Source organism: Micromonospora yasonensis, assembly GCF_026013475.1.
Classification (GTDB): domain Bacteria; phylum Actinomycetota; class Actinomycetes; order Mycobacteriales; family Micromonosporaceae; genus Micromonospora; species Micromonospora yasonensis.
Genome location: NZ_JAPDPH010000245.1, coordinates 1 through 9,969 on the forward strand (window position 1 = coordinate 1; position 9,969 = coordinate 9,969).

The 9,969-nt window shown below is 72.0% G+C and carries 12 protein-coding genes, 1 tRNA gene and 3 pseudogenes; 8 read left to right on the forward strand and 8 right to left on the reverse strand.

The genetic code is table 11. From position 1 onward, the window contains the following. The 4 genes and pseudogenes from ONA70_RS36750 to ONA70_RS31135 all read left to right on the forward strand — a co-directional run. Positions 1 to 99 (forward strand): annotated as a pseudogene (locus tag ONA70_RS36750) (pyridoxamine 5'-phosphate oxidase family protein); the annotation flags it as partial. 129 nt (positions 100 to 228) lie between these two features. Then, positions 229 to 855, forward strand: a complete 627-nt coding sequence (locus ONA70_RS31125; protein ID WP_265010062.1) for a hypothetical protein — start codon at positions 229 to 231, stop codon at positions 853 to 855. A gap of 160 nt (positions 856 to 1,015) precedes the next feature. Beyond that, positions 1,016 to 1,465 (forward strand): annotated as a pseudogene (locus tag ONA70_RS31130) (SRPBCC family protein); the annotation flags it as partial. A 261-nt stretch (positions 1,466 to 1,726) separates the two neighbouring features. Next, the gene (locus ONA70_RS31135; protein ID WP_265010063.1) at positions 1,727 to 2,290 is read left to right on the forward strand and encodes a GNAT family N-acetyltransferase; all 564 of its coding nucleotides are present in this window, start codon (positions 1,727 to 1,729) and stop codon (positions 2,288 to 2,290) included. 65 nt (positions 2,291 to 2,355) lie between these two features. On the opposite strand, the gene ONA70_RS31140 is transcribed toward ONA70_RS31135, so the two are convergent. Then, on the reverse strand, positions 2,356 to 2,823 hold the full coding sequence (locus ONA70_RS31140) for a MarR family winged helix-turn-helix transcriptional regulator (protein ID WP_265010070.1): 468 nt from the start codon (positions 2,821 to 2,823) through the stop codon (positions 2,356 to 2,358). Between the two features lie 107 nt (positions 2,824 to 2,930). Here ONA70_RS31140 and ONA70_RS31145 point away from each other — a divergent pair, with 107 nt between their 5' ends. Beyond that, a complete protein-coding gene (locus ONA70_RS31145; protein WP_265010064.1) occupies positions 2,931 to 3,170 on the forward strand; it encodes a hypothetical protein in 240 nt (79 codons plus the stop codon). Between the two features lie 328 nt (positions 3,171 to 3,498). Here ONA70_RS31145 and ONA70_RS31150 read toward each other — a convergent pair. Continuing rightward, a pseudogene (locus tag ONA70_RS31150) lies at positions 3,499 to 4,208 on the reverse strand (IS256 family transposase); the annotation flags it as partial. Here ONA70_RS31150 and ONA70_RS31155 point away from each other — a divergent pair. Further along, positions 4,183 to 4,347, forward strand: a complete 165-nt coding sequence (locus tag ONA70_RS31155; RefSeq protein ID WP_265010073.1) for a hypothetical protein — start codon at positions 4,183 to 4,185, stop codon at positions 4,345 to 4,347. The pseudogene ONA70_RS31150 and the gene ONA70_RS31155 overlap by 26 nt on opposite strands. A 195-nt stretch (positions 4,348 to 4,542) precedes the next feature. After that, positions 4,543 to 4,668 (forward strand): hypothetical protein, encoded by a 126-nt coding sequence (locus tag ONA70_RS31160; protein ID WP_265010065.1) that lies wholly within the window; start codon positions 4,543 to 4,545, stop codon positions 4,666 to 4,668. A gap of 299 nt (positions 4,669 to 4,967) precedes the next feature. Here ONA70_RS31160 and ONA70_RS31165 read toward each other — a convergent pair whose 3' ends face one another. Together ONA70_RS31165 and ONA70_RS31170 are read right to left on the reverse strand one after the other, a co-directional pair. After that, positions 4,968 to 5,426, reverse strand: a complete 459-nt coding sequence (locus ONA70_RS31165) for a hypothetical protein (RefSeq protein ID WP_265010066.1) — start codon at positions 5,424 to 5,426, stop codon at positions 4,968 to 4,970. Positions 5,427 to 5,428: 2 nt separating this feature from the next. Beyond that, positions 5,429 to 5,502: transfer RNA gene (locus ONA70_RS31170), tRNA-Thr, on the reverse strand. A gap of 134 nt (positions 5,503 to 5,636) precedes the next feature. Here ONA70_RS31170 and ONA70_RS31175 point away from each other — a divergent pair. Next, positions 5,637 to 7,376 carry a metallophosphoesterase family protein gene (locus ONA70_RS31175; RefSeq protein WP_406601284.1) on the forward strand — a complete coding sequence of 580 codons (1,740 nt, stop codon included), beginning with the start codon at positions 5,637 to 5,639 and terminating at the stop codon, positions 7,374 to 7,376. Positions 7,377 to 7,488: 112 nt separating this feature from the next. Here ONA70_RS31175 and ONA70_RS31180 read toward each other — a convergent pair whose 3' ends face one another. From ONA70_RS31180 to ONA70_RS31195, 4 genes are all read right to left on the reverse strand, one after another. Beyond that, positions 7,489 to 8,328: a PSP1 domain-containing protein gene (locus tag ONA70_RS31180; RefSeq protein ID WP_265010067.1), complete on the reverse strand. Its 840-nt coding sequence runs from the start codon at positions 8,326 to 8,328 to the stop codon at positions 7,489 to 7,491. 311 nt (positions 8,329 to 8,639) lie between these two features. Continuing rightward, on the reverse strand, positions 8,640 to 9,308 hold the full coding sequence (locus tag ONA70_RS31185) for a hypothetical protein (protein WP_265010068.1): 669 nt from the start codon (positions 9,306 to 9,308) through the stop codon (positions 8,640 to 8,642). Then, a complete protein-coding gene (locus ONA70_RS31190) occupies positions 9,308 to 9,613 on the reverse strand; it encodes a hypothetical protein (RefSeq protein WP_265010069.1) in 306 nt (101 codons plus the stop codon). The genes ONA70_RS31185 and ONA70_RS31190 overlap by 1 nt, the downstream gene beginning before the upstream one ends. A gap of 1 nt (position 9,614) precedes the next feature. Continuing rightward, complete coding sequence (locus ONA70_RS31195; RefSeq protein WP_265010072.1) at positions 9,615 to 9,944, reverse strand: YbaB/EbfC family nucleoid-associated protein; 330 nt, start codon at positions 9,942 to 9,944, stop codon at positions 9,615 to 9,617. Positions 9,945 to 9,969 lie beyond the last annotated feature (25 nt).

The following is a 9,969-nucleotide window of genomic DNA, read 5'->3' on the forward strand; positions in this document are numbered from 1 at the left end:
CGGGCCCGGCTGGTCAAGGAGGTCGAGGCCCCGGGGCAGGATCTGGCCGCGCTGGAGCGCCACTACGGCCCGGACTACCTGCGCAACCTCTACGTCTGACCCTCACCCGGGCCGCGGCCGACCGGCCATGTTTGGCCGGTCGGCTGAGGGTACTGATCAGGGGACGGCCCACCGCGTCACGGCGGCGCTGGAACCCCCTGGACCCGGGTCGAGGAAGGATGATGTGCGATGCCCACGAAGAGCACCTCGCGGCGCGGCAGCGGATCGACCGCGACCACGAACCCGCCGGGCAACCAGACCCCGAACACCCCCGACGTGAACGAGAGCGAGATCGCCGGGCTCAAGGTCGACGAACTGCGCCGCCGGCTGCGCGACCGGGGCGTCGGCGGCACCTCGGACATGCACAAGGCCGACCTGGTCAGGGCCCTGGTCCGGAGCCTGCGCGACGACTCCGGCCGGGCCGGCGGCGGCGCGCGGGGCGGCGGCGTCCGTACCGGCGCGCAGACCTCCCGGTCCGTCCGGTACGCGCAGGAGATCACCTCGGTCGACGACGAGCCGGAGCGGCCCGGCCGCAGCCTGGTCACCACCGACCACGAGGTGATCCGGCGGTGGGCCGAGGCACGCAAGGGCGTCCCGGCCACGGTGGACGGCACCGAGCACGACGGCCACGCCGGGGTACTGCGGTTCGACTTCCCGGCCAACGGCCGGGAGCAGCGGCTCCGCGAGATCAGCTGGGAGGAGTGGTTCCGCGCCTTCGACGAGCGCCGGCTCAACTTCATCTACCAGGAGGAGCGCTCCGACGGGAAGCGGAGCAACTTCTTCCGGCTGGAGAACCCGGACCGCGAGGACGGCTGAGACCGGCCCCCAAGCCGGTACGGGGAGGCGTTCTCGAAGGACGGGCTGGTGCCCGAGTGGCATTCAGCAGGTTTGCGCAACGGTCGCCGGTCATCGTGGTTGAGCCGGATCTCCCAGGGTACGGATTCAGGTGCGGACGATTGAACGACGAGGAGGATCGATGACCACGAAGGTGGAGAAGTCCATCGAGGTCGACGTGCCGGTCAGCACCGCGTACAACCAGTGGACCCAGTTCGAGGAGTTCCCACGGTTCATGGACGGTGTCCAGGAGGTACGCCAGCTCGACGACCGGCGGATGCACTGGGTCGCCGAGATCGCGGGCGTGAAGCGCGAATGGGACGCCACGGTGCTGGAGCAGGTGCCGGACCGGAAGGTGGCCTGGGCGGCCACCAGCGGCGCCACCAACGCCGGCGAGGTCTACTTCCAGCCCATCGGCGCCGACCGCACCGAGGTCCGGCTCTCCCTCGAGTACGAGCCGGAGGGGCTGGTCGAGAAGACCGGCGACAAGCTGCACATCGTGGCGAAGCGGGCCGAGGCCGACCTGGAGAAGTTCAAGACGTACATCGAGCGCCGGGGCGTCGAGACGGGCGCTTGGCGCGGGACGATCGACGACGGCCGTACCCTCGGCACCCCCGACGCGGCCAGGCACCGCGCGGACACCGACGACGAGCCCGCGCCGGAGACCGAGACCGGGTACGTCGTGACCGACCTGCCGGCGCAGCGGGCTAATGGCGCCTTCCCGGCCGACCCGGCCGACCCGCGCCGCAACCTCTGACCGTTCCCCTCCCCGCCGGAGTGAGCCCGGTGGGCGCGCGCCGCGCCCGCCGGGACCACTTCGTTCGTACGCCCGGGCGCGCTACCGTCGGGCGCTGTGAGCACACCGGAGATCACCGTCGCCACCCGGGCGGACCGCCCACGAGTCGTCGCCTCGCTGGTGGCCGCGTTCACCGAAGACCCGGTGCTGCGACACCTCTTTCCTGACGAGGCGACCTACCCCCGGTACGCCACCGCCTTCTTCGGCCACCTCTTCGACAGGCGGGTGCACCGGCGGACGGTCTGGACAATCGAGGGCGGTGCCTCGGTGGCCATCTGGGAACCTCCCGCCACGGGCGGCGGTTTGCTGGACGACGACCTCGCCGCCCAGCTCCCGGCCGACGCGCTCGCCCGGGTCCGCGCCTACGAGGACGCCGTGCACCGCGCGCTGCCGACCGCCCCGTTCTGGTACCTCGGCGTCCTGGGCACCCACCCCGACCACGCCGGCCGGCGCTGGGGACACGCCGTCATGCGAGCCGGGCTGCGCCGCGCCGAGGCGGACGGCCTGCCGGCGGTCCTGGAGACCAGCAACCCGGCGAACGTCGAGGTCTACCGCCGCGCCGGCTGGCAGGTGGTCGGTTCCCTCAGCGCGCCGCTGGACATCTGGATCATGCGGCAGTGAGGCGGCTACCCGGGTAACCGGCGGGTCGTCGCCGCGGGCTGCGGCGTGCGGTCCACCGACCGGGCTCACGCCCCCTTGTCGGCCGTCGGTGGCGCCGCCTTCGACGCCTGCCGAGCCGCCTCGATGACCTCGGTCAGCGTGGCGTGCAGCTTTCTGAGGTCCTCGATCGGCATGCCCAGCCGTTCGACGATCGCCGGGGGAATCCGCTCGGCCTCGCCGCGCAGCGCCCACCCCTTGGCGGTGAGCGTCACGGCGAGGCTGCGCTCGTCGGCGGGGTCGCGCTCCCGGCGCAGGTAGCCGATCGCCTCCAGCCGCTTGAGCAGCGGCGACAGGGTGCCCGGGTCCAGCTGCAGCAGCCGGCTCAGCTCGCGTACGGACAGCGGCGCGTGCTGCCAGAGGGCGAGCATCACCAGGTACTGCGGGTGGGTCAGGCCCATCGGTTCGAGCAACGGGCGGTAGACCGCCACCACCCCGCGGGCGGCGACGGAAAGGGCGAAGCAGACCTGCTGCTCCAGAGCCAGCGGGTCGTCGATCTCCGTCCGCCCACCCGTGCCACCGCTGCTCTCCGTCACCCTGTTAGCCTACCAACCGTTGGTGCACAAACTGTTGGACGTCCAACGGTTCGGCGAGGGAGCGTGCTATGGCTGACCAGGAGAAGAAGGCCTCCGGCGAGGGCGGGCGGCTCCTGGGCTGGGTGTTCAAGAACCTCGCCGGCCCGGCGACCGTCGACAACGCCGTCCAGGGCGGCTCCCAGATCCAGCGGGACCTGTGGAAGCAGGACCTGGAACGGCGTAAGCAGTGGAGCCGGGAGCAGCGCGAGCGCAAGCGCGCGGAGCGCGAGGCCCGACGCGCCGAACGCGAGGACCGGCGCGGCCTCTGAAGCTCCGCTCGACAGGTTCGTGGGACGGCACTCACCGCCGCCCGAAGCAGGGCAGGCTCGGCGGCGAGGCCGCCGGAAGTGGATAGGCGACCACCATGATGGCCTGGCGCGCACTCGGCATGATGGCCAGGTGATTCCCGGCTTGTCGATCCGGCCCGCCAGGCCACCGGATCTTGCCTGCGTCAGCCCGCTCGCCGGCTCGCGGGGCCGAGCAGAGGTACGACTGAGGGCCGCCGAGCATGGCGAGGAGACGATGCTGGTGGCTGTTCTGGCATCCAGGATCGTCGGCGCGGAAAGCGTCCGCTGGTCCCGGGGCTGCGATCCGCCGAACCGCCTGGACGAGTCCGGCGTGGGCGTCGGAGATGACCAGTCGGATACCGGTCAGGCCGCGGGCGGTCAGCGATCGCAGAAACGCCAGCCATCCGGCGCCGTCCTCATCCGAGGCCACGTCGAGGCCGAGGACTTCACGTTGGCCGTCGGCGTTGACCCCGACCGCGATCAGAGCGTGGACGTTGACGGTGCGACCGCCTCGCGGACCTTCATCGTCAACGCGTCCATCCACACGAACGTGTAATGGCCTGAGTCGAGGGGCCGGTTGCGGAACGCCTCGACTTGCGCGTCCAGGTGGGCGGCCATCTCAGAGACCTGCGACTTCGACAGCTGCCGGATCCCCAGTTGCTCGACCAACTTCTCCACCCGGCGGGTGGACACCCCGAGCAGGTAACTCGTGGCATCCACGGAGACCAGGGCCTGCTCAGCCCGCCGGCGGTGCGTCAGCAGCCAGTCCGGGAAATAGCTGCCCTGCCGCAGCTTCGGGATAGCCAGGTCGATCGTCCCGGCGCGGGTGTCCCATTCCCGATGCCGATAGCCATTGCGAGAGTTCACCCGCTCGTCGCTGCGCTGCCCATACCCGGCGCCGCAGATCGCGTCCGCCTCGGCGGACATCAACGCCTGCGCGAACGTCTTCACCATCGCCTGCAACACGTCCGGCGACGCACCCACACGGACCGGGGTGTACACCGACCTGGACGACGTCACAGCCTTCGCAACCCTGGTCGAGCGTGTGGAGGCGACAATCGCCAATGAGAATGCTGCGACTCTGAGCGTCATGACCCAGGTTGGCTTCGCTGGCGAAGACGGGCAGTCGGTGATCGAGCGGCAAGGCGGCAGGCAGTAGCCCTACCTCCCGGTAACGGGGTAGGGGTCGAACCTGAGGCGTTGGGATTAGAAGAAGATCGCGGATGGCTGGTCGGGTGGCTTCGCTCCTGGTCAGCCCGTCCGTCGTTGTCTGGCAGCGTCGGTGCCAGCGAGCGCGCTTGGCTGTACGAATGGCTGTAGCGGGCCGGGCGGCTGATCTCTAGGGTTCGCGATCATGGATGCCCTACTCGCAGCCGTTCCCTTCTACGCGCTGAGCCTCTTCGTTCTCTACTGGGTGATCCGTCTTGCGGTCCGGCACGCGATCCAAGACGCCGACAAGCGCCGCCGGGGTGGGGCGTGACTGCGGGTCCGGCAGTCAGGCGAGCGTTCGAACCTGGCGGCCACACTGCTCCCATCCCCTGATAGGTGCCAAGGACTGCGGCGCCCGGTCGGGGTTAAGGGTGGCCGTAGGCCATCGGCGTGCCGACGCGCAGCGCCCTTGATGCCGGCCGGGTGGCGTAGAGGATCGGGCACCCGGGGGGATGGGTCACCTCCTGGTCCTCGTCGTCATCGAGCCGCAGGCAGTGCCCACGAGCTGCTGCGCGGCAGCCGATCGCCCCAACGTCGACGGGGAGCAACCCCGATCGCGATCGTCCCGCCTCAGCCCTTCATGCCCTTGATTCCGACCGCCAGCGTGGCCGGCCGGCCCGGCCGATGCCGGCCGGAGGTCGCCAGCAGGCCGGGGCCGGGCCGGCGCCGCCTTGATCTATAAGAGCCGTATTCGGCAGAGATATTGCCGAGCGCCTGGCTCCGGCTCGGGCCTCGCTGCGCGACCCGCTGACCGGTCTGGCGAATCGAGCGATCCTGCCGAGCTCTCACGCTCACTGTCGGGGTGCGAACGTCAAGGCGGTGCAGCGGATGCTCGGGCGCGCCTCGGCGTCGATGACCCTGGACGTGTACGCGGGGCTGCTCGGTGACGACCTGGACGCGGTCGCCAACCGGCTGGACGAGGCGGTCGCCGCACGGGATGCGGACTATTTGCGGACTGGCACCACTGGCGGTGGCGTAATCGACCTCGGGAAACGGCGAAGCCCAGGCCGTTGACCTGGGCTTCTGCACCGAGCCGCCTGACGGAATCGAACCGTCGACCTACGCATTACGAGTGCGTCGCTCTAGCCGACTGAGCTAAGGCGGCAACGATCGTCAAGTGTACGGCACCGCCCGCCGGAAGCCGAACGGGATCCCCCCGCCGCAGGATCCGGACATCGAGGCCGGTTCCGTACGTTCCGGGGAGAGCGCTCGCGTTCCGGGACGACTAACCTGCGGCGGGTGAGCGACGACCACGTGCCCCCACCACCGCAGTCGATCCCCGAGGCGCACCCCGGCGAGCGGGCCTCCCGCCGCCCGCGCAGTCTCGACCCCCTGGAGCTGGGGTTCACGCCGCGCAAGCCGGTCCCCTGGCTCGCGCCGCTGCTGCTGATCCAGACCGGCCTGCGTACGCTGCTGGCGATGCTGTTCGGGGCGTACCTGGACAAGCGGGAGCTGCAGAACGCCTTCGGCGACGGCACGTTCCGGCAGGTCGGGCCGGACGGTGGGCTGTGGCTGGACTACGTGGCCGACCTGGGTGACGGCTTCGACGCCACGTACTCGGTGGCGTACCTGCTCGCCCGGCCGGAACTGGAGGTCGACGGGCACCGGCTGCCACGGGGGCAGACCCTGGTGATGGGCGGCGACGAGGTCTACCCGTCGGCGTCCTACGAGGCGTACGAGGACCGGTGCAAGGGGCCGTACCAGGCCGCGCTGCCGGTGTCGCCGCCGGACCGGCCGACGCTCTTCGCGGTCCCCGGCAACCACGACTGGTACGACGGGCTGACCGCCTTCCTGCGGCTCTTCGTCCGCTCCCGGGACCGGCATTTCGCCGGCTGGGGCACCGGCCAGTCCCGCTCGTACTTCGCCGTGGAACTGCCGGCAGACTGGTGGCTGCTCGGGCTGGACGACCAGTCCGGGTCGTACCTGGACGACCCGCAGCTCACCTACTTCGACGAGGTCGCCCGCAAGCTCACCCCACGCTCGAAGGTCGTTCTCGCGGTGCCCGCGCCCACCTGGGTCAAGTCCGTCGACCATCCCACCGCGTACGACTCGATCGACTACTTCATCCGTACGATCATCGCCCCCACCGGGGCGCAGGTGCGGCTGCTGGTCTCCGGCGACCTGCACCACTACGCCCGCTACCGCGGCCCGGAGCGGCAGCTCATCACCTGCGGGGGCGGCGGCGCCTACCTCTACCCGACGCATGAGCTGCCGGAACGGCTGGAGGTGCCGCCGCGCGACACGCTCGCCCGCCGCGCCAGCCGCACCCGGCAGTACGACCTGGCGGCCCGCTACCCGGACAAGGCGCGCTCGCGCCGCTACGGCTGGGGAATCTTCGCCCGGCTGCCGTTCCGCAACCCGGGTTTCACCACCCTGCTGGGCACCTTGCACACGCTGCTGATGCTGGCCATGGCCGGGGTGGCGGCGAACCACGTGGGCACCAGCGAGCAGCGGCTGTTCAGCGTCCCCCTGGTGATCATGCTGGTGGTGACCATGCTGAGCGCGGCCTTCTTCGCCAAGCCGCCCAGCGCCGGCGGGAAACGGCACGCCCGGCACTGGATCCTCGGCGTCTCGCACGGTCTGGCCCAGGTGGCGCTGGCCGCCGCCGGCACCTGGCTCTGGTTGCAGCTGCCCTTCTACGACTGGCCCTGGCCGCTGCCGTTGGCCGCCGCCGCGGTGTTGTACGGGCCGGTGAGCGGCCTGGTCGCCAGCCAGCTCGTCGCGCTCTACCTGCTGGTGGCGGGATCGTTCGGGGTGAACCTCAACGAGCTCTTCGCCGCCCAGGGCATCGAGGACTCCAAGTCGTTCCTGCGCTTCCGGTTCGATCCCGACGGCACGCTGACGATCTACCCGATCGCCCTCGACAAGGTCTCGCACGCGTGGCAACTCAACCCCGACCAGTCCCCCAGCGCCTCCTGGCTGCTCCCCAAGGCCCCCCTGCAACCCCGCCTAGCCGAGCCCCCCATCGTCCTCCGCTGACTGCGCCCAGCGATGTTGATCAAGGAGTTTGCGTCACCGCAGCGGCGATTTCTGAAGCAAACTCCTTGGTCATCGCGGGGGCCGGCGGGGCGGGGCCGCCGGGGGGTGGGGGTCAGGGGGAGTAGTGGTGGTCGTGGGCCTGGCGGGGGGCGCAGACGGAGGCGCGGCTGCATGAGCAGCGGGAGCCGTCGGCGTCCAGGCGGACGGTGACCGAGTCCCGCGGGACGCTGTGGCCGACGACCTTGCCCTCGCCCTCCGGCGTGGAGACCCGGCTCCCGATGGCCGGGGCGGACTCCTGGAACCGCTGGTAGAGCGGATGCTCGTACTTCAGGCAGCACATCAGCCGGCCGCACGCGCCGGAGATACGCAGCGGGTTGAGCGGCAGGTCCTGGTCCTTGGCCATCCGGGTGGTGACCGGCTCGAAGTCGTTGAGGAAGGTGGCGCAGCAGAGATCCCGGCCGCAGGACCCGATGCCGCCCTGCACCCGCGCCGAGTCGCGGGCGGAGAGCTGCCGCAGCTCGACCCGGCAGTGCAGGGTCGCCCCCAGGTCGCGGACCAGCGAGCGGAAGTCCACCCGGTGGGGCGCGGTGAAGTAGATGGTGGTGCGGTCACTGCCGTTCTCCGGCGTGGCGAGGACGTGGTCGACCGCCACCACCTTCATCGGCAGCCCGTGCTCGCGGATCAGCCGCTTGGCGGCGACCTTGGCGTCCGCCTTGCGCCGGCGCAGCAGCTCGTCGCGGCGCAGGTCCTCCTCCTCGGCCAGCCCGGCCAGCTTGGGGAAACCGGCGGTGTCCTCGCTGACCCACTGCGCGGCCCAGACGCACTCGGCCACCTCCGGGCCCTCGTCGGTGGGCACCAGCACCCGGTCGCCCACCTGCGGGCGCAACTCACCCGGGTCGAGGTAGTAGAGGCGCCCGTACCGGTTGAAACTGACCGCGCAGAGCATGCCCATGCCCTTCACCCTACGACCTCGGACCGGTTCCGGCCCGGCCGGTCGTCGTCGTCCGGTCACCCCGCGCAGCGATCCATGATTGTCGACTCGACCGACCCGCGCCCGACCATCGTGCCGTGATCCTCGCCCGGACGGCTGAAACATGAGCGAGCCGCAGGACAAATGGCGGCCGACCGCGTTGAGTGAAGGCAGACCTGCGGGGGGTGCAGGGGAAGGCCACGGCGTCGCCGCCGGAGCCCGGCCACGGCCGGTTCGGCGTGCGACGTCGTGGCCCGTGTCGGGGCCGCGGCCGGCGCGCGGGCGTGCCGAGGTCAGTGGCCGATCCGGGTGGCCCCGCCGAGGTGGGACGGGCCGGTCGGCCGGTCCCGCCAGCTCGTCTCCGCCAGGCTCGGCGCCCATTGGCGCAGCAGCGTCTCCGCCCCGTCGTACGCCACGCCGAGCACCCCGAGCACCCGGGCCGCGATCTCGGCCGCCGCCAGTGCCCCGGCCCGCCCGGCGTCCACCCCTGGCCGGCCGGCCACGTGCACGGTGACCGCCTCGGCCGAGCGCAGCACCTCGGCCAGCGCCCGGGCCAGGGCGAGCCGGCTGCCCTCCACCCAGTCGGCCAGCGCGTCAGCGTAGCCGGCCGTCGACTCCAGCCGCCCGACCAGGCTCTCCGACCCCTCGTCGAGGTGCCGGAGCAGGGCGTTGCGGGCTTCGTCGTACGCGGCGGCGGCCGGCCCGGACCAGGCGACCGGGTCGGTGAGCATCGCGCAGGTGTCGTCGTACCCCCGGACGAGCCGGCGCACCGCGTGGCCGGCGCCGGCCAGCGGCGCCGGGTGCAGCTCGAGGAACTCGCGCACGGCCTCGCCGGGGAGCACCTGCATGCGGCGCAGCAGCGGCCAGAGCCGGTGCCCCTCGGGCGCACCGGCGGCGAGCAACGTGTCGACCCGGGCGAGCAGGTCGAGCCCCGGCTCGGCGAGGCGGTCCAGGGCGTCCATCACGCCTCCCGGCGGAACCGGCGCTGGGCGGACTCGTCGGTCGCCGTGTAGCGGTCGGCGGCTTCGCGCAGGGCGGACGCGGCGGCGGCCAGCCGGATCGCGGCGGTGTGCGCCTCGTGGGCCCGGTCGCCGGTGGCGGTGGCCCACTGCCGGTGCAGCGCCCGGCCGATCTCGCCCGGCCGGCCGGTGGCGTGGGCGCCGAAGGCGGGGTGGGCCGGGTCGGCCGCGGTCACCGTACGGGACAGGGTGTCGAGGGTGGCGCTGGCCTCCTCGAGGCGGACGGCCAGGGCGCGCAGCGTCTCCATGTCAGGCTCCCGCCAGCGGCCGGTAGGCCGCGAAGGTCTCGTTGTGCAGCTTCTCCCGGGCCCACTCGGCGGCGTCGGCGGCGGCGGTGATCGCGGCCTGCACCGAACCGGCTACGTCCCGTGGACTGCGCTGGTGCAGCGGGCCGAGGAAGCGCACGCCGGTGATCCGTCCGCCGGCCGTCACCACCACCTCGACCAGCCCGTCCGGGGAGCGGACGGTGACCTCGACCGTCGCCACCGCCTGGTCGAACTCGGCCTGCAGGGTCTCGATGCGCCGGTAGCGCCGCACCGCCTCCTCGATCCAGGCCTCGTCGATCTCCCCGCGCGGCATCGGCGGTCTCCTCCCGGCTGACCCT

Excerpts from the sequence above, each read along its gene's own strand:
- ONA70_RS31180 (WP_265010067.1), bottom strand. The coding sequence starts at position 8,328 with ATGGGCATGCTCTGCGCGGTCAGTTTCAACCGGTACGGGCGCCTCTAC.
- ONA70_RS31195 (WP_265010072.1), bottom strand. The coding sequence starts at position 9,944 with ATGCCGCGCGGGGAGATCGACGAGGCCTGGATCGAGGAGGCGGTGCGG.
- ONA70_RS31125 (WP_265010062.1), top strand. The coding sequence starts at position 229 with ATGCCCACGAAGAGCACCTCGCGGCGCGGCAGCGGATCGACCGCGACC.
- ONA70_RS31160 (WP_265010065.1), top strand. The coding sequence starts at position 4,543 with ATGGATGCCCTACTCGCAGCCGTTCCCTTCTACGCGCTGAGCCTCTTC.
- ONA70_RS31185 (WP_265010068.1), bottom strand. The coding sequence starts at position 9,308 with ATGGACGCCCTGGACCGCCTCGCCGAGCCGGGGCTCGACCTGCTCGCC.
- ONA70_RS31190 (WP_265010069.1), bottom strand. The coding sequence starts at position 9,613 with ATGGAGACGCTGCGCGCCCTGGCCGTCCGCCTCGAGGAGGCCAGCGCC.
- ONA70_RS31145 (WP_265010064.1), top strand. The coding sequence starts at position 2,931 with ATGGCTGACCAGGAGAAGAAGGCCTCCGGCGAGGGCGGGCGGCTCCTG.